This window comes from Nigerium sp., from assembly GCF_039811905.1.
GTDB lineage: Bacteria > Actinomycetota > Actinomycetes > Propionibacteriales > Propionibacteriaceae > Propioniciclava.
The window spans coordinates 1-17,590 of record NZ_JBDHZL010000052.1 but is presented as its reverse complement, the minus strand read 5'-3'; the positions used below and the strand labels follow the sequence as shown (position 1 = coordinate 17,590).

Annotated in this window: 18 protein-coding genes; 5 read left to right on the top strand and 13 right to left on the bottom strand. The window is 72.5% G+C overall.

What is annotated here, in order from left to right; genetic code table 11:
* Positions 1-330 precede the first annotated feature (330 nt).
* Genes WMJ97_RS09735 through WMJ97_RS09715 form a run of 5 tightly spaced genes read right to left on the bottom strand, consistent with a single transcriptional unit; the run spans position 331 to position 4,973 of the window.
* Positions 331-735 carry a PAS domain-containing protein gene (locus WMJ97_RS09735; protein WP_347348791.1) on the bottom strand — a complete coding sequence of 135 codons (405 nt, stop codon included), beginning with the start codon at positions 733-735 and terminating at the stop codon, positions 331-333.
* Positions 736-742: 7 nt separating this feature from the next.
* Complete coding sequence (locus WMJ97_RS09730; RefSeq protein ID WP_347348790.1) at positions 743-1,894, bottom strand: aminotransferase class I/II-fold pyridoxal phosphate-dependent enzyme; 1,152 nt, start codon at positions 1,892-1,894, stop codon at positions 743-745.
* 48 nt (positions 1,895-1,942) lie between these two features.
* Positions 1,943-2,524, bottom strand: a complete 582-nt coding sequence (locus tag WMJ97_RS09725; protein WP_347348789.1) for a uridine kinase — start codon at positions 2,522-2,524, stop codon at positions 1,943-1,945.
* Positions 2,521-4,167, bottom strand: coding sequence for a phospho-sugar mutase (locus WMJ97_RS09720; protein WP_347348788.1), 1,647 nt, complete (start codon positions 4,165-4,167; stop codon positions 2,521-2,523). Before WMJ97_RS09720 ends, WMJ97_RS09725 begins: the two co-directional genes overlap by 4 nt.
* Complete coding sequence (locus WMJ97_RS09715) at positions 4,167-4,973, bottom strand: purine-nucleoside phosphorylase (RefSeq protein ID WP_347348787.1); 807 nt, start codon at positions 4,971-4,973, stop codon at positions 4,167-4,169. The genes WMJ97_RS09720 and WMJ97_RS09715 overlap by 1 nt, the downstream gene beginning before the upstream one ends.
* Before the next feature lie 76 nt (positions 4,974-5,049).
* On the opposite strand from WMJ97_RS09715, the gene WMJ97_RS09710 reads away from it, so the two are divergent.
* On the top strand, positions 5,050-6,462 hold the full coding sequence (locus tag WMJ97_RS09710) for an NAD(P)H-quinone dehydrogenase (protein ID WP_347348786.1): 1,413 nt from the start codon (positions 5,050-5,052) through the stop codon (positions 6,460-6,462).
* Positions 6,463-6,567: 105 nt separating this feature from the next.
* Here the strand turns inward: WMJ97_RS09710 and WMJ97_RS09705 are convergent, their stop codons facing one another.
* From WMJ97_RS09705 to WMJ97_RS09680, 6 genes are all read right to left on the bottom strand, one after another.
* The gene (locus tag WMJ97_RS09705; RefSeq protein WP_347348785.1) at positions 6,568-8,334 is read right to left on the bottom strand and encodes a biotin carboxylase N-terminal domain-containing protein; all 1,767 of its coding nucleotides are present in this window, start codon (positions 8,332-8,334) and stop codon (positions 6,568-6,570) included.
* A gap of 144 nt (positions 8,335-8,478) precedes the next feature.
* Complete coding sequence (locus WMJ97_RS09700) at positions 8,479-9,399, bottom strand: decaprenyl-phosphate phosphoribosyltransferase (protein WP_347348784.1); 921 nt, start codon at positions 9,397-9,399, stop codon at positions 8,479-8,481.
* A 12-nt stretch (positions 9,400-9,411) separates the two neighbouring features.
* Positions 9,412-10,011, bottom strand: a complete 600-nt coding sequence (locus WMJ97_RS09695) for a Maf family protein (RefSeq protein ID WP_347348783.1) — start codon at positions 10,009-10,011, stop codon at positions 9,412-9,414.
* Complete coding sequence (locus WMJ97_RS09690) at positions 10,011-10,808, bottom strand: DUF937 domain-containing protein (RefSeq protein WP_347348782.1); 798 nt, start codon at positions 10,806-10,808, stop codon at positions 10,011-10,013. The genes WMJ97_RS09695 and WMJ97_RS09690 overlap by 1 nt, the downstream gene beginning before the upstream one ends.
* 189 nt (positions 10,809-10,997) lie before the next feature.
* Positions 10,998-11,240 carry an acyl-CoA carboxylase subunit epsilon gene (locus WMJ97_RS09685; protein WP_347348781.1) on the bottom strand — a complete coding sequence of 81 codons (243 nt, stop codon included), beginning with the start codon at positions 11,238-11,240 and terminating at the stop codon, positions 10,998-11,000.
* A complete protein-coding gene (locus WMJ97_RS09680; protein ID WP_347348780.1) occupies positions 11,237-12,811 on the bottom strand; it encodes an acyl-CoA carboxylase subunit beta in 1,575 nt (524 codons plus the stop codon). The genes WMJ97_RS09685 and WMJ97_RS09680 overlap by 4 nt, the downstream gene beginning before the upstream one ends.
* An 82-nt stretch (positions 12,812-12,893) precedes the next feature.
* Between WMJ97_RS09680 and WMJ97_RS09675 the strand changes: the two genes are divergently transcribed.
* A complete protein-coding gene (locus WMJ97_RS09675; protein ID WP_347348779.1) occupies positions 12,894-13,667 on the top strand; it encodes a biotin--[acetyl-CoA-carboxylase] ligase in 774 nt (257 codons plus the stop codon).
* A 22-nt stretch (positions 13,668-13,689) separates the two neighbouring features.
* On the opposite strand, the gene WMJ97_RS09670 is transcribed toward WMJ97_RS09675, so the two are convergent.
* Complete coding sequence (locus tag WMJ97_RS09670; RefSeq protein ID WP_347348778.1) at positions 13,690-14,376, bottom strand: alpha/beta hydrolase; 687 nt, start codon at positions 14,374-14,376, stop codon at positions 13,690-13,692.
* Between the two features lie 45 nt (positions 14,377-14,421).
* Between WMJ97_RS09670 and WMJ97_RS09665 the strand changes: the two genes are divergently transcribed.
* A complete protein-coding gene (locus WMJ97_RS09665; protein WP_347348777.1) occupies positions 14,422-14,835 on the top strand; it encodes a GtrA family protein in 414 nt (137 codons plus the stop codon).
* Between the two features lie 220 nt (positions 14,836-15,055).
* Here WMJ97_RS09665 and WMJ97_RS09660 read toward each other — a convergent pair whose 3' ends face one another.
* Positions 15,056-15,772, bottom strand: a complete 717-nt coding sequence (locus tag WMJ97_RS09660; RefSeq protein WP_347348776.1) for a peptidase E — start codon at positions 15,770-15,772, stop codon at positions 15,056-15,058.
* 98 nt (positions 15,773-15,870) lie between these two features.
* Here WMJ97_RS09660 and WMJ97_RS09655 point away from each other — a divergent pair, with 98 nt between their 5' ends.
* Together WMJ97_RS09655 and purE are read left to right on the top strand one after the other, a co-directional pair.
* Positions 15,871-17,070, top strand: coding sequence for a 5-(carboxyamino)imidazole ribonucleotide synthase (locus WMJ97_RS09655; RefSeq protein ID WP_347348792.1), 1,200 nt, complete (start codon positions 15,871-15,873; stop codon positions 17,068-17,070).
* A complete protein-coding gene (gene purE / locus WMJ97_RS09650) occupies positions 17,070-17,564 on the top strand; it encodes a 5-(carboxyamino)imidazole ribonucleotide mutase (RefSeq protein WP_347348775.1) in 495 nt (164 codons plus the stop codon). Before WMJ97_RS09655 ends, purE begins: the two co-directional genes overlap by 1 nt.
* Positions 17,565-17,590: the final 26 nt, after the last annotated feature.

Here is a 17,590-nt window from a genome sequence, read left to right as displayed (position 1 = left end):
GGGACTGCGCTCGACATGCGTCCGCACATGGGTTCGGCCCCTGGGGCGGGGCAGGCTGGCTTCGCGTGGCCGGGTTGGGCACACGGGGTCGGCCCCGTGCTGGGCGGGCTGGCAACGAGGGGCGAGCTTGCTGGGGCTGGTGACACGGTTGCCGGCCGGTGTTGGGCGGGCTGGCTCACGGGGGCGTGCGTCCGCTGCCCTGGGGCAACCCTGGGCAGCGGCCGGGTCAGAGCCCGGAGCCCAGAGCCCGGAGCCCGGAGCCCAGAGATCAGAGAGCCGACGCCCTCCGCCTACGCTGGCGCCGCCCACCGCCTACGCCGGTGCCACCGCCTACGCCGGCGTCGGCCGCCGTTCGGGGGCCGGGCGCGCGACGGCGACCGACCCGATCGCGCTGCCGTCGTCGCCATAGACGACGGCGAACGTCATCACGACGTACACCGGTTCCCCGGACGCCGTCAGTCCTTTCGTCCGGCGCGCGTGGCCGTCGGAGTGCAGGTGGCCCGCCTCCATCGCGGAGAAGAACCCATGGTCGTGCAGGTCGCGCAGCTTCTCGGGGATCATGATCTTCACGTCCTGCCCGATCGCCTGCTCGGGCGTCCAGCCGAACAGTTCGACGGCCTTGCCGTTCCAGACCCGGATGATGCCCTGCCGGTCGATCACGATCACCGCGTCGCCGGCGTCCGCCAGCGCCCGCGCCATGAGGTCACGCATCTCGTCGCTTCGCTGCGTCGTCATGCCCCGATCATGCCAGCACGGCGACCAGCCGATCGAGACCCTCGTTGAGATCGTCCGTCGACCCGCAGAACGACAGCCGCACCGTGTGCGACCCGTGCACCCGGTCGAAGTCGACCCCGGGGGCCAGCGCGACGCCGGTGCGCGCCAGCACATCGGCGCACCACGTCAGGCTGTCGCGGGTGAGGTGGCTCACGTCGCAATAGGCGTAGAACGCCCCGTCGGGCGGCGCGAAGTCGGTGATGCCGAGTTCGGGCAGCCGGCGCAGCAGCACGTCCCGGTTCTCGGCGTACCGGGCCACGTGCGCGTCCAGCTCGGGCTGCGCCTCCTCCGACAGCGCGCCGATCGCCGCGACCTGCGAGATCGTCGGGGCGCAGATGGCGAGGTTGCCCTGCAACAGATCGATGCGGCTGCGCAGCGGCTCGTCGACGAGCAGCCAGCCCAGCCGGTAGCCGGTCATCGAGAAATACTTGCTGACCGACCCCAGCACGACCGCCTGCCGGCTGGTCTGCCAGGCGCTGGAGGTCGCGGCGTCCCCGAACTCGATCCGGTGGTAGATCTCATCGCTGATGAGGAGGCAGCCGGACGCCTCGCACCAGCGGGCGATGCGGGCCAGCTCGGCGGCGTCGATGACGGTGCCGGTCGGGTTGGCGGGGCTGGCGACGACGAGGGCGTCCGGCCTACTGGGCAGGGCGTCCAGCATCGCGGCCGTCGGCTGGAACCTCGTGTCGTGGCCGCAGTCGAGGTCCAGCACCCGCAGCCCGAGCGCCTCGATCGTGTTGCGGTAGGCCGGGTAACCCGGGTTCGTCATCGCGACGGTCTGGCCCGGATCCAGCGCGGCGAGCAGCAGGGTCGAGAAGCCACCTGACGATCCGGTGGTCACCACGACGTCGTCGGGCGAGACCTCCAGCCCGTGCCGGCGCCGGTACAGGTCGGCGATCGCCCGACGCAGCGGCAGGACGCCCGCCGTCTCCGTGTAGCCCAACACCTCCCGCCGCAGCGCCGCCACGGCCGCCTCCCGCGCCGGGGCCGGCGCCGGCGTCGCCGGCTGGCCGACGCACAGCAGCACGACGTCGCCGTGGGACGCCTGCCGCAGCGCCACCTGCCGCAGCACCTGCATCACGTGGAACGGTTCGACTTCACTGCGCAACGACGGGTTCACCCTTCGACCCTACGCTCGCCGGACGCCGCCGGTGCGGCCGGCCGCGCCTCACCCGACCGCGGCGTCCCCGGACCCCAGATGCGCGATCGCCTGCCGCATCGTCAGCGGCCGGAACCCCGCCGCCAGCGCCCGCGCCCGCAACCCCGGCTGCGCCCGCCACAGGGCCGCCCCGCGCCGCAGCAGCACGAGCGGCGGCTTGCGATGCTGGTGCAGGTCGCGCCGCAGCCGCAGCGCGGCCACGAGGGTTCGCGGCCGGTCGAGATAGATCCCCTCCGCCGGCAGCCCAGCCGCCCGGGCCAGAGGCAGCAGTTCGATCGCGAAGATTCCCTCGGCGACGACGCAGCCGCGGCCGGAGGCGTCCAGGCGGCGCGTGCCGGTCCGGCGGTTCTCGACGAGGGAGTACTCGGGCACGTCGGCGGCGCCGGCGTCCAACAGGGCGCGCAGCGCGGCGAGCGCGCCGGCAGCGTCCCACGTGCGGACGTCGTCCCAGTCGATTCCCGTGCCCGTGCGGGGCAGCGAGGGGCCGGCGTCCAGGTAGAAGTCGTCCAGCCGGACGACCAGCGCGCCCACCTGCCGCGCGAGCCGCGACTTGCCGCTGCCGGACGCCCCGGCCAGCAGCACGAGCCTCACAGCCCCAGCGCCGCCGCCATCTCGGCCCGGACGCCCGCCATCGCCTCCTCGGCCCGACGCCGGGCTGCGCCCACGTCGGCGCTGTCGGCGGCCGGCAGCCGGACCTGCAGGTAGCACTTCAGCTTCGGCTCGGTCCCCGAGGGCCGCGTCACCACGCGCACGTGCTCGCCGGCCAGCAGGACGCCGTCGGTGGGCGGCAGGCCCCGCCAGCCGTCCGCGAGGTCGGAGAAGGCCACGGGCTCGCCGCCGAGCGTGGCCGGCGGGTGCGCGCGCAGCCGGGCCATGGCGTCCGTGATGAGGGACAGGTCGGCGACGCGGAACGCGAGTTGCGAGGTGAGGTGCAGCCCGTACGTCCGGGCGAGGTCGTCGAGGCGCTCGGCCACCGTGGTGCCGGCGGCCTTGAGGGCGGCGGCCATGCCGGCGATCCGGACCAGCGCGGTGATGCCGTCCTTGTCGGCCACGGCGTCGGGGTCGGTGCAGTAGCCGATCGCCTCCTCGTAGCCGAACGCCAGCCCCGGGACGCGGCCGATCCACTTGAAGCCGGTCAGCGTGATTGCGAACGGCTGCCCGTGGGCGGTGGCCAGCTCGCCGAGCATCGTGCTCGACACGACCGAGCACGCGTACGTCCCCGAGCGGCCGTGCCGCAGCGCGTCGTCGGCCAGCAGGACGCCGAGCTCGTCGCCCGTCAGCATCCGCCACCGCCCGCCGACGGGGGCGGCGAGGGCGCAGCGGTCGGCGTCCGGGTCGTTGGCGATCGCCACGTCGGCCCCGGACGCCTCGGCGAGCGCCAGCGCGAGATCCATCGCCCCCGGCTCCTCGGGGTTCGGGAACGTCACCGTCGGGAACGCCGGGTCGGGCTGCGCCTGCTCGGCGACGACCGCGGGCTCGGGCAGGCCGGCGGCCGCGACGATCCGCTCGACGACCGCCCCGCCGACCCCGTGCATCGGCGTGTACGCCCACGTGAGCGCGCGGGGGGCGTCCGGCTCGATCAGAGACGCCGCGCGCGCCACGTAGGCGTCCAGCAGCTCGGCGCCCACGGTCTGATACTCGCCGCGCGGGATCGTGTCGATGCCCGCCTCGGCGACCGCCGCGATCTCGCCGGCGATCTGCGCGTCGGTGGGCGGCACGATCTGGGAGGGACCCACGTACACCTTGTACCCGTTGTCCTGCGGCGGATTGTGGGACGCCGTCACGACGACGCCCGCCACGCACCCCAGGTGCCGGATGCCGAACGCCACCACCGGCGTCGGCACGAACGTCTCGGTCAGCAGCGGCACGAGCCCGTAGCCGCCCAGGATCTCCGCCGTGTCGAGGGCGAACACGTCGCTGTTGTAGCGGGCGTCGTGGCCGATCACGACCCGCTCGCCGCCGTGGCCCTGCGCGATGAGCCAGCGCGCCAGCCCGGCGGCGGCCTGCTGGACGACCACGCGGTTCATCCGGTTCGGCCCCGGACCCAGGGCAGCCCGGAGGCCGGCGGTGCCGAAGGTGAGGCGTCCGTCGAAGGCGTCCGCGAGCTCGGCCGCGGCGTCGGGGTCTCCGTCCTGGGCCTTGCCCAGCAGCAGCCCGAGCGCCGTGGCGGTCGCCGGGTCGGGGTCGGCGTCCCGCCACGCCTGGGCGCGGGCGACGAGTGCGGGGTCGAGCATCACAGCACCTCCAGCAGGCCGGCGAGCAGGGCGCGGAGCCGCGGGACGGCCGCCTGGCCCGCCTCCAGCACCTCCGCGTGGTCGAGCGGCTCGGGGGAGAGGCCCGCCGCCGGGTTGGTCACCAGCGAGATGCCGAGCACCTGCAGCCCGACCTCGCGGGCCGCGATCGTCTCCAGCGCGGTCGACATGCCGACGAGGTCGCCGCCGATGATCTTCGCCATGCGCACCTCGGCGGGCGTCTCGTAGTGGGGCCCGGGGAACTGCACGTAGACCCCCTCCGCCAGGCTCGGATCGACCGTGCGCGCCAACGCGCGCAGCTCGGCGCTGTAGGCGTCCGTCAGGTCGACGAACGTCGCCCCCCGCAGCGGCGAACTGCCGGTCAGGTTGATGTGGTCGCTGATGAGCACCGGCGTCCCCGGGGCCCAATCGGGGTTCAGCCCGCCGCAGCCGTTCGTCAGCACGACCCGGGACGCGCCCGCGGCCGCCGCCGTCCGGACGCCGTGCACGACCGGGGCCACGCCCCGGTCCTCGTAGTAGTGGGTGCGCCCCGTCAGCACGAGCGCGGTCTTCCCGGACGCCGCCCGCACCGCCCGCGCCTCGCCGCCGTGCCCGGCGACGACCGGCGTGCTGAAGCCCGCGATCTCGCCGAGGGGGACGCTGCCGAGCGTCTCGCCGAGCCCGGACGCCGCCGACGACCAGCCGGACCCGAGGACGAGCGCGAGGTCGAGACGGTCGACGCCGAGGCGTCCGAGCAGGTCGGCGGCCGCCTGCTCCGCGAGGGCCGTCGGATCCGAGAAGTCAGTCACCGTGTGACTATAACTTGGGGGCGGCGTGCGGAAGAATGACCGCCATGACGGGGTGGCGTGAGGGGGCCGAGCGACTGTGACGAACGTGGTGATCATCGGAGGGGGCCCGGGCGGGTACGAGGCGGCCCTGGTCGCGTCGCAGCTCGGCGGGTCCGTCACGGTCGTGGAGAAAAAGGGCCTGGGCGGCTCGGCGGTGCTCACCGACGTCGTCCCCAGCAAGTCGCTGATCGCGGCGTCCGAGGTGATGTCGAAGGTCCGCGACGCCGAAGAGCTGGGCCTGCGGCCCGCGTCCGGCGCGGGCACCCTCTTCGACGCGGTCACCGTCGACATGTGCGCGGTGAACCAGCGGGTGCGCAGCCTGGCGTCCGCGCAGAGCCATGACATCGCGGCGCGCATGGCGACCGAGGGCATCCGCGTCATCGACGGGCTCGGACGCCTCGACGGCACCGAGGCCGTGATCGCGACCACGCACGAGGGGGCGGAGGAGCGGCTGCCCGCCGACGTCACGCTCGTCGCGACGGGCACCCGGCCGCGGGAGCTGCCGGACGCCAAGCCCGACGGGGAGCGCATCCTCAACTGGACGCAGATGTACGACATCGACGAGCGGCCCCGACGCCTCATCGTCGTGGGGTCGGGCGTGACCGGCGCGGAGTTCGCGTCCGCCTATCACAACCTGGGCATCGAGGTCGTGCTGGTCTCCTCGCGCACGCACGTGCTGCCGAGCGCGGACGACGACGCCGCGCGCGTCCTGCAGGCGTCCTTCGAGGGGCGCGGCATGACGATCCTTTCGGAGTCGCGGGCCACCGCCGCACGGCGTGCGGGCGACGGGGTCGTCGTCTCCCTGGCCGACGGCCGCGAGGTCGAGGGCAGCCACGTGCTCATGGCGGTCGGGTCGATCCCCAACACCGAGGGCATCGGGCTCGCCGAGGCGGGCGTCGCGCTGTCGAAGTCGGGGCACATCGTGGTCGACAAGGTCTCCCGGACGTCGGCGCGCGGCGTCTACGCCGCCGGCGACTGCACCGGCGTGTTCGCGCTGGCGTCCGTGGCGGCCATGCAGGGCCGGATCGCGATGTGGCACAGCCTGGGGGACGCCGTCGCGCCCCTCGATCTGCGCACGGTCAGCTCGAACGTGTTCACGGCCCCCGAGATCGCGACGGTGGGGGTGACCCAGGGCGAGGTGGACGCCGGCCTCGTCGCCGCGCGGGCGATCGTGATGCCGCTGAAGTCGAACGCGCGCGCGAAGATGCAGAGCCTGCACGAGGGGTTCATGAAGGTCTTCTGCCTGCCCACGACCGGCATCGTGATCGGCGGCGTGGTGGTCGCCCCGTACGCGTCCGAGCTCATCCACCCGTTGTCGCTGGCCGTGGCCACGAAGCTCACCGTCGATCAGGTCGCGCAGGCCTTCACCGTGTACCCGTCGCTGTCGGGGTCCATCGCCGAGGCGGCCCGCCGCCTGCACACGGGCGGCGAGGAAGACGAGATGTACTGACCGGCGCGCGCGGAGGCGTCCGGTCTCCGCGAGCGTCCGCCACGACGACGGCGCCCCCACCGAAGCTTCGGTGGGGGCGCCGTGGCGTCCGGGACTGCGGGGCCGCTACTCGGGGTCGACGATCTCGCAGACGGCCTCGCCGCTGCCGACCGGGCTACCCGGCTCGGCGGTCAGGCCCTTGATGATGCCCGCGCGGTGGGCGTTGAGCGGCTGCTCCATCTTCATCGCCTCCAGCACCACGATGAGGTCGCCCTCGGCCACCTCGTCGCCGTCGGCGACGGCGACCTTCACGATCGTGCCCTGCATCGGCGAGGTGAGCGCGTTGGTGGACGGCGCCTTGGCCGCCGCGCCGCTCTTGCTGCGCCGGGTCGGCTTCTTGGCGGTCGCCGCCTTGGCTGCGGCCGGGGCCGCGAGGGCGGCCGGCACGCGCACTTCGATGCGCTTGCCGTTCACCTCCACGACGTAGCTGGTCTTGTCCTCATCCTCCGTCTCGCCGAGGGTGCCCGTGTAGGGCTCGACCGTGTTGTCGAACTCGGTCTCGATCCAGTTCGTGTAGCAGCCGAACTGGCCGTCGGTCGCGGCGAACGCGGGGTCGTTCAGCACGACCTGGTGGAACGGGATCACGGTCGGCATGCCGTCGACCACCGTCTCGGCCAGCGCGCGCCGGGAGCGCTCGATGGCCTGCTGCCGGTCGGCGCCGGTGACGACGATCTTCGCGATGAGGGAGTCGAACGACCCCGGGACGGCCATGCCCTCCAGGTACCCCGCGTCCACCCGGACGCCGGGGCCCGTCGGCGGGACCCACTTGACCAGGGTGCCCGGCGCCGGCATGAAGTTGCGCCCCGCGTCTTCGGCGTTGATGCGGAACTCGATGCTGTGCCCGCGCAGCGCGGGGTCGTCGAAGCCCAGTTCTTCGCCGTCGGCGATGCGGAACATCTCGCGCACCAAGTCGAGGCCCGCGACCTCCTCCGACACCGGGTGCTCGACCTGGAGTCGCGTGTTCACCTCGAGGAAGGAGATCAGGCCGTCCTGGCCCACCAGGAACTCGCACGTGCCGGCACCGACGTAGCCCGCTTCCTTCAGGATCGCCTTCGAGCTGGAGTACAGACGCTCGAGCTGCTCGTCGGTCAGGAACGGGGCCGGCGCCTCCTCGACCAGCTTCTGGTGCCGGCGCTGCAGGGAACAGTCCCGCGTCGACACGACGACGACGTTGCCGTGCGTGTCGGCCAGGCACTGCGTCTCGACGTGGCGGGGCTTGTCGAGGTAGCGCTCGACGAAGCACTCGCCGCGGCCGAACGCCGTGATCGCCTCGCGCGTCGCCGACTCGAACAACTCGGGGATCTCCTGAATCGTGCGGGCCACCTTCAGGCCGCGGCCGCCGCCGCCGAACGCGGCCTTGATCGCGATCGGGACGCCGTTCTCCTCGGCGAACTTCACGACCTCGTCGGCGTCGGCCACCGGGTCGGGCGTGCCCGGCACGAGGGGGGCGCCGACCTTCAGCGCGATGTGGCGGGCCTGCACCTTGTCGCCCAGCGACTCGATCGCCGCGGGCGGCGGGCCGATCCACGTCAGGCCGGCGTCGATCACGGCCTGGGCGAACGTGGCGTTCTCGGCGAGGAAGCCGTAGCCGGGGTGGACCGCGTCGGCACCCGAGCGGGCCGCGACGTCGAGCAGCTTGTCGATGTCGAGGTACGTCTGCGCCGGGGTCATACCGTTCAGCGCGAACGCCTCGTCGGCCAGCCTCACGAAGAGTCCGTCTGCGTCGGGATCCGCGTAGACCGCCACACTGGCGAGTCCGGCGTCCGCCGCCGCTCGGATGACACGGACCGCGATCTCGCCGCGATTCGCCACCAGGACCTTGGTGATGGGCACTGTTCCTCCTCGAATAGCCTGACGCCCGCAAGGGCCGCCTCACCTCGGAGTCTAGGGCTTAACCCCGGCCTCAGGTACCGCAAACCGATCCATTGGACCACCTCGACTCGACCGCGGCGTCGCGAGGGCCGGTGCGCAGCGGCGTCAGACGAACACGGCGATCGCGACCGGGATGATGACCAGGACGCCGAGCACCTGGAGGACCCGGTCGCCCATTACCACGTCCTCCGGCTCGCCCGCGTCGCCGGTGTCGATGCGCATCGCGTAGCGCAACAGCGCGAGCGTGAGCGGGGCGATGGACAGGGCCGTCCAATTGACGCCCCACAAGGGCGTGCGCTCGTGCGTCTCGAACGCCCACAGGCTGTAGCTCATGATGACCGCGCTGCACGAGACCGCCCACACGAAGCGGAGGTAGCTCGGCGTGTAGCGCCGCAGGGACGCCCGCGTGCCGGCCTCCGGCCCCAGCTCGATCATCTCGGAGTAGCGCTTGCCGGCCACCATGAACAGCGACCCGAACGACGCGACGAGCAGGAACCACTGCGACAGCGGGATGTCGGACGCCACGCCGCCCGCGATCGCGCGCAGCAGGAAGCCGGACGCGACCATCGCCAGGTCGATGATCGGCTGGTTCTTGAGGAACACCGAGTAGCCGACCTGCAGCACCCAATAGGTGATCAGCACGGCCAGGAGCATCGGGGAGATCCACAGCCCCAGGGCGACCGCGCCCGCCAGGCAGAGGACCGCCATGATCATCGCCGTCGTCGTCGACAGCTCCCCGGCCGCGATCGGCCTGAACCGCTTCTTCGGGTGCTGCCGGTCGGACTCGACGTCACGCACGTCGTTGATCAGGTAGATGGACGCGCTGACCAGGCAGAACGACAGGAAGGCCCACGCGGTGTTCGCCAGGACGTACGGGTCGAACAGGCGGCCGGCGGCGATGGGGGCGGCGAACACCAAAATGTTCTTGACCCACTGCTTGGGGCGCATCGCCCGGAGGGGGGCGGGCAGCAGGGACCGGCGAGCCGGAACGTCGGAGTCGCCGTCGGTGAGATCGATGTCGGTCATAGCGCCGTCAGACTACTGGGACACCTGCCACAGGTCGTGCCACGGCACCCCCAAACCGGCGAGCATCGTGCGCAACAGCGGGAGGGAAATCCCGACCACGTTGTGCGGGTCGCCCTCGATGCCCGTCACGAACGCACCGCCGAGGCCGTCGATCGTGAACGCGCCGGCCACGCGCAGCGGCTCCCCGGACGCCACGTAGGCGTCGATCTCGGCGTCCGTCACGTCGGCGAAGTGGACCGTCGTGGCCGCGACCTCGGTGGCGCGCCTCGCGCCGGCGACCACGTGGTGGCCGGTGTAGAGCACCCCGGAGCGGCCGCGCAGGGCGCGCCAGGCCGCGACGGCGGCGTCCGGGGTGCCCGGCTTGCCGAGGGGCCGGCCGTCGAGGTCGAGCAGGGAGTCGCACGCGACGATCACGGCGTCCGGATGGCCGCCGCGCAGTTCCGCGACGACCGCCTCGCCTTTCAGCCGGGCGAGTTCGGCCGTCAGCTCGGCGGTGGACGCCGCCCGCACGCCGGACTCGTCGACGCCGGGCGCGTGCACGATCGGCTCGACGCCGGCCCGCCGCAGCACCTGCAGGCGCGCCGGCGAGGACGAGGCGAGGATCAGCCGCATCAGCGTCCGGAGAGGAGGTCTTTGAGGATGCCCCCGAGGACGCCGCCCAGCGGCCCCCGGGCCGCCGGCTGGTCGGACGCGCCGGCCTGCTCGGACGCCGCGGCGTCCGCGTCGTCGCCGGGGATGCGGAGCCCGCTGTCGGCGCCGCCCGCCGGCGTCCGGAAGACGCCGTCGCCCGCGCCCGCGGGCTGCTGGGGCTGCGCCTGCTGCTGGTCGACGGACGCTTCGTCCGGCTGCCCGCCGCGGCTCTGCCCGCGGCCCAGGACGCTGCCGAGGATGTCCTCCAGCGGGTTGCCGGAGCCGCCGCCCTGCCCGGACTGCCGCCCGCCCAGGACGCCGCCCAAGATGTCCGACAGCGGGTCGGACCCGGCGCCCGTGCCGCCCTGGCCGCCGCGGCGTCCGAGGTAGTCCTGCAGCCGGCTGGCCAGGTACGACATGACGAGCGGCGCGAGCAGCGGCAGCAGCTTGCGCACCAGCCCCTCGACGCCCCCGGACGCCTGCTGCGGCTGCGCCGCACCGTAGACGTGGTCGACGATCTTCTCGCCGTCGGCGGCATCGACGCGGCTGAGGTCGACGGCCCCGGCGGCGGTGCCGAAGGCGTCCGACTCGGTGTGGTCGCCGAGGGCGCGGGTCAGGTTGACCGCCTCGTCGGCGTTGTCGGCGTTGCCCGAGAGGCGCCCGAGCAGGGAGGACAGGGCCTCGTCGACCGCCTGGTCGGCGGTGCCGGGGTCGGTGCCCAGCATGCTGGCGACCTGGTTGATGTCGAGGCGGGACTTGATCTCGTCGGCGGCTGCCATGGCGCTCCTTCACGGTCGGGGCCGGGCGGCCCTCGTGCGGTTCACTAGGTGCGATCTCACGCGTGCAATCTCACGACGTGCGATCTCACCGCGTGCGTCGTTGCACTATGGCCGTTCACCCGGGCCGGACGCAACCGCCGCCCGCGCGCGAAGGCGCGGGCGGCGTCCAGGATGTGCCCGGAGGGTGCGTCAGCGGCGGATGGTCGCGCGCCAGGCGTCACGCCCCGGCACGAACGACTGCCGGACGTTCGCCCAGTACGACTTCCAGCCCGACGCGACGAGGTGCCCCCCGGGGGCGTGCGGACGCCCGCGCTCGCGACGCAGGCACGCGAGGACGACCGAGAGCGCGGCCAGCTCTTCGGCGTCCGGGCTGCCGCCGACGACGTGGAAGCGCGGAGCCTGCTGCTCCGACTCGTCTGGTTGCGCGCTCACAGCGGAATGTTCCCGTGCTTCTTGGGCGGCAACTGCTGGCGCTTGGTGCGCAGCAGCCGCAGCGTGCGGATGACGTTCTCCCTCGTGGAGTGCGGGTAGATCACCTGATCGACGTACCCGCGCTCGGCCGCGACGTACGGGTTGGCCAGCGTGTCGTTGTACTCGTCGACGAGCTCTTTGCGGCGCGTGTCGGGGTCGTCGGAGTTCGCCAGCTCACGCCGGTACAGGATGTTCACCGCGCCCTCGGCGCCCATGACCGCGATCTGCGCGGTGGGCCAGGCGAGGTTCACGTCGGCGCCCAGGTGCTTGCTGCCCATGACGTCGTACGCGCCGCCGTAGGCCTTGCGCGTGATGACGGTCAGCAGCGGGACGGTCGCCTCGGCGTAGGCGTAGATGAGCTTGGCGCCGCGGCGGATGATGCCGTCGTACTCCTGGTCGGTGCCCGGCAGGAAGCCCGGCGTGTCGACGAAGGTCAGGACCGGGATGTTGAAGCAGTCGCACGTCCGGACGAACCGGGCCGCCTTCTCGGAGCTCTTCGTGTCGAGACAGCCGGCGAACACGGTCGGTTGGTTCGCGACGACGCCGATCGAGCGGCCCTCGACGCGGCCGAACCCGCAGACGATGTTGCCGGCGTAGAGCTCCTGCACCTCCAGGAACTCGTCGTCGTCGAGCACGTTGCGGATGACCTCGCGCATGTCGTACGGCTGGTTCGGCGAGTCGGGGATGAGGACGTCGAGCTCGCGGTCGTGGTCGGTGATCGTGAGGTCGACCTCGTTCTCGACGTAGACCGGCGGATCCTCCAGGTTGTTCTGGGGCAGGTACGTGAGCAACTCGCGGACGTACTCGATGGCGTCCGTCTCGTCGGCGGCGAGGTAGTGCGCGTTGCCCGACTTCGTGTTGTGCGTGCGCGCGCCGCCCAGCTCTTCGAGCGTCACCGTCTCGCCCGTGACCGTCTTGATGACGTCGGGGCCCGTGATGAACATCTGCGAGGTCTGGTCGACCATGACGACGAAGTCGGTGAGGGCCGGGCCGTACACGTGGCCGCCGGCCGCCGCGCCCATGATGAGGGAGACCTGCGGGATCACGCCCGAGGCGAGCGTGTTGCGCTTGAAGATGTCGCCGTAGAGGCCGAGGGAGACCACGCCCTCCTGGATGCGCGCCCCGCCGCCCTCGTTGAGCCCGATGATCGGGCAGCCGGTCTTGATCGCGAAGTCGAGGATCTTCACGATCTTCTCGCCGTAGACCTGACCGAGCGCCCCGCCGAAGATCGTCACATCCTGGCTGAACACGCACACCGGACGCCCGTGGATCGCGCCCACGCCCGTGATCACGCCGTCGGTGTAGGGACGCTTCTTCTCCATCCCGAACACGTGAGCACGGTGGCGTGAGAACTCGTCGAACTCGGCGAAGGTGCCTTCGTCGAGGAGCGTCAGGATGCGCTCACGAGCCGTCATCTTGCCCTTGGCGTGCTGTTTCTCGATCGACTCGGGGGAGCTGGGGTTCTCAGCGGCCTTGATGCGTTCCCCGAGATCGGCGATCTTCCCGTGCGTCGTGTGGATGTCGATCTCCATAGCCGCACGATATCCGCAAACGGAGGCTCGTGGACACCAACCCGGACGAGTGCTCCCGACGCGCGGGAATACCATCGCGGTCGTGAGTTCTTTCCTCGACCCCGAAGCACTGGCCTCAGCCACCGGACGCCTCTGGACCCGCGTCGACGTCGTCGCGTCGACCGCGTCCACGAACGCCGACCTCGTGGACGCCGCGCGCGCCGACGCCCCGGGCGGCCGCGTCCTGGTGACCGCCGACCAACAGGCCGGACGCGGACGGTTCGAGCGGGTCTGGGAGTGCCCGCCCGACCGGGCCGTCGCCCTGTCCGCGCTGGTGCGGCCGAGGCGTCCGATGGCCGAGTGGGGGTGGCTGTCGCTGCTGGTCGGCATCGCCGTCGTCGACGGGCTGCAGGCGGCGGCCGGCGTCGACGTCGGGCTGAAGTGGCCGAACGACGTGCTCGTGGGGGAGAAGAAGATCTGCGGGATCCTGTGCGAGGCGGTGCCGAGCGAGTCCGGCCCGGCCGCGGTGCTGGGGCTGGGCGTGAACATCGCCCTGACGCGCCAGGAACTGCCGGTGCCGACCGCGACGTCGCTGCGGTTGGAGGGGTCGGACGCGTCCGCGACCGACGTCGTGCTCGCGATCCTCGCGGCGCTGCAGGACCACTTCCTGCGGTGGGACGCCGGCGGCTCGCTCGCCACGGACTACTCCCGGCGCTGCTCGACCGTCGGGCAGCAGGTGGCCGTGCACGTGGCGGAGAACGTGACGACCATCGGGCGCGCCCTCGGCGTCGACGACGCGGGCTGCCTGATCGTGCAGACGGGACAGGGCGTCCGTTCGTTCGCCGCCGGCGACGTCGTGCACCTGCGAAAGCGCTAGCCAGCGCCAGCCAGCGTGGAGGTCAGTCGGACGCCGGCCGCTGGTCGGAGCCAGGCGGCTGGTCGGAGCCCGGCGGCTGGTCGGCGAGGAACCCGTAGAGGAGGTCGTTGAAGACCCCCGGCGCGTCGACGTTCGCCTTCGCGCCCGCGCCCGGCACGACCTCCAGGCGTGCCCCCGGGATGCCGGCGACGAGCTCGTCGGCGGTGGCGCGATTCTCGGAGTCGCGGGCGCCGACGATCACGAGCGTCTTCGCGGTGACGTTTGCCAGCCCGTCGCGCAGGTCGGTGCGGGCGAGCTCGGTGAGGGTGGCGAGGGCGCGGTCCTTGTCGACGCCCATCCGGGCGAGTCGCGCGCGGGGCGTGAGCCGGATGGCCAGCTTCTGCGCGCGGAGCGCGGACGCCGGCGGCGCGAGCTGGCAGGCCGTCAGCACGAGGTGCTCGACGTTCTCGGGCGACCGGATCGCGGTGTTGAGCGCCACCATCGCGCCCAGGCCGAGCCCGCAGACGTCCATCTGCTCGACGCCGTGCTGGTTGAGCAGCGCGAGCACGTCGTCGGCGGCGGCGTCCATCTCGAAGGTCTCGTTGCGCCCCGGCCGCGTGCCGCGCACCCAGGGTGCGACGGCCTTGTAGCCCGGGGGGAGCGACGTGACCTGGTCCTGCCAGACCTGGGGCATGTCGCCGATTCCGTTGAGGAGGACGAGGAGCGGCATGGCGTCGAACCTAGCCGGTCGGTCCGCTGTGGGACCATGGTTCTCATGAGCGAAACGCAGCAGCGGATGCCGCTGTCGACCCAGCTGACCCGGTTCGTCCTGACGGGCGGGCTGTCGGCGATCGTCGACTACGGGCTGCTGGTGCTGGGCATGGAGGCGGGCCTCGGCCACGACCCGGCCAAGGCCATCTCGTTCGTCGCGGGCACGACGACCGCCTACCTGATCAACCGCCGGTGGACGTTCAAGGCCGACGGCTCGCGCAAACGGTTCGCGCAGGTCGTCGTGCTGTACCTGCTGACCTTCGTGCTGCAGGTCGGGACGTTCTCGCTGATCTACCCGCCCCTGTTCGCCTCGTTCGGGCTGCGGGTGGCGCAGTTCGTCGGGTTCGTGATCGCCCAGGGCATCGCGACCACGGTGAACTTCATCGTCCAGCGCACGCTCATCTTCCGGAACGTGTGAGCGTCTGCGGGTCTGCGGTTCTGCGCTCGTCCGGCCCGCGGGTCTGCGGGTCCGCGCTCGTCCGGCCGGCGGCGTCCGGCTGTCACCGGGCAAGCGGGCGAATGCTGTGGCTTGCTCACGAGGTGTGAGCAAGCCACAGCATTCGCGCGGGACGGTGCAGAAAGCCTGCGATCGCGGGAGATTGCGGACGCAAACTGTCCGCCATGAGCCACCGCGGGCTTCAGAGAACCTCGACGCGCTGGGGTTCGGTGAGGATGCCGGACGACGTCGGCAGGTCGCTCGGGTCGATGCGGAACACCCGCTGCGTCGGCTTCTCGGCGATGCACTTCACCAGCTTGCCGTCGGTGAAGTGGAGGCCGGCACCGTCGTCGGCGGCCCACCCGCCCTCGAGGTCGCCGTTGGCGACGGCGTCCGTGTAGCAGGGCGCCCGGCCGTCCTCGCCGTCGAAGTGGCAGCAGAAGCTGCCCTTCAGGAGCCCCAGCCCGCCGGTCGCGGCGCGGAACGGGCCGAACGAGTCGGTGACGAAGCCCTCGAAGACCGCGTTCGCGCCGGCCGAGATGCCGCCGATGACGAAGTCGTCGCCCTGCTGGTAGCGCTGCCGGACGACCCGGTCGACCCCGTGCGCCTTCCACAGCGCGAGCAGGTTCACCGTGCCGCCGTTGCCGACGACCAGCAGGTCGGCGTCCGCGAGCCGCTCGACGGAGCGGGCCGCGTCTTGCCACAGGGTGAGCACCATCACCCGGACGCCGAGCGTGCCGTAGGCGACGAGGAACTTGTTGATGTATTGCGGGTCGTCCGCCGATGCCGTCGGGGCGAAGCACACCAGCGGGCTGCGCTTGCCGGTCAGCTCGACGAGGTAGCGGTCGAGATTGGTCGGGGCGCCGAGGGGGGAGGGACCGAAACCGCCGCCGCCCATGGCCACGATGTGTGCAGTCATGTCGTCATCTTGGCACGATTCGGCGGGCCGCGCGGCGGCGAATACGATGCCGTGCTGTGACGATCGTGGGAATCATCGGCGGGGGCCAGTTGGCCCGCATGCTGCACGAGGCGGCGACCCCGCTCGGGCTCGACGTGCGGCTGTTCGCGGAAGGGCCGGAGACGTCGGCGGCGCAGGTGGTGCCCGGCACCACCGTCGGCGACTACACGGACGCCGCCGAACTGGACGCCTTCGCCGCCGGTTGCGACGTGGTCACGTTCGATCACGAGCACGTCCCGACCGCGCTGCTGGAGAACCTAGAGCGGCGCGGCATCGCGGTGCGTCCGGGGCCGTCGGCGCTCGTGCACGCCCAGGACAAGGCGGTCATGCGCGAGCGGCTCACGGCGCTCGGCGTCCCGTGCCCGGCGTGGCGCGTGGTCGCGAGCCCGGCCGAGCTGGCGGAGTTCGCGTCCGAGCACGGGTGGCCGGTCATCGCGAAGACGTCGCGGGGCGGCTACGACGGCAAGGGCGTCTGGAAGGTCGGCTCGCCGGAGGAGGCGTCCGAGCCGTTCGAGGCGATCACCCACGAGCTCGGCCCGACCGAGCGCCTCGAGGCAGAGGCTGAGGCCGAGGGCGCGGCGTCCGGGGCCGAGGGCGCGGCGTCCGCGGCCGAGGGGCAGGGGGGCGGCGTCCCGCGGCCGGTGATTCTGGCGGAGGAGTTCGTGCCGTTCGTGCGCGAGCTGTCGGTGCTGGTGGCGCGGCGTCCGGGCGGGGAGACGGCCGTGTACCCGGTCAGCGAGACCGTCCAGCGCGACGGCATCTGCCACGAGACGACGACGCCGGCGCCCGGCATGGACGCGGGGCGGGCGTCCGGGTTGCAGGCGATGGCGATCGAGATCGCGGACGCCCTCGGCGTCGTCGGACTGCTGGCGGTCGAGCTCATGGAGCACCCGGACGGGCGGGTGGTCGTCAACGAGCTGGCGATGCGTCCGCACAACACGGGTCACTGGAGCATCGAGGGGGCGGTGACGAGCCAGTTCGAGAACCACCTCCGGGCTGTCGCCGACCTGCCGCTCGGGCCGACCGACCTCCGGGCGCCCGTCGTCGTCATGAGCAACGTGCTCGGGGGCGACCGGCACGACCTGTTCGGCGAACTCGCCGAGGTGTGGCGGGAGAACCCGGCGGTGAAGGTGCACCTGTATGGCAAGGGGGTGCGGCCCGGCCGTAAGGTCGGGCACGTCACCACGTTCGGCGACGACGTCGCGACGGTCCAGGGGGCCGCGCGGGCGGCGTCCGACTATCTGGAAGGGATCCGCTGATGGCTGACGTCGGCATCGTGATGGGCTCCGACTCCGACTGGCCCACGATGGAGGCCGCCGCGACGGCGCTGGCCGAGTTCGGGGTCAGCTACTCCGCCGAGGTCGTGAGCGCGCACCGCATGCCGGAGGACATGGTCGCGTTCGGCCGCTCGGCCCACGAGAACGGGTTCCGGGTGATCATCGCCGGCGCGGGCGGGGCCGCGCACCTGCCCGGCATGCTCGCCGCGCTGACCCCGCTGCCGGTGATCGGCGTCCCGGTGCCGCTGAAGTACCTCGACGGGATGGACTCGCTGCTGTCGATCGTCCAGATGCCGGCAGGCGTCCCGGTCGCGACCGTGGCCATCGGCAGCGCCCGCAATGCGGGGTTGCTGGCGGTGCGGATCCTCGCGGCGTCCGACGACGGGCTGCGCGAGAAGATGGTGGCCTTCCAGGCCGACCTGCGCGCGACCGCCCTCGCCAAGGGCGAGAAGGTGCGCGCGGCCCAGCAGGGCTGACGGCGTCCGGGGGCCGCGGGCGTCCG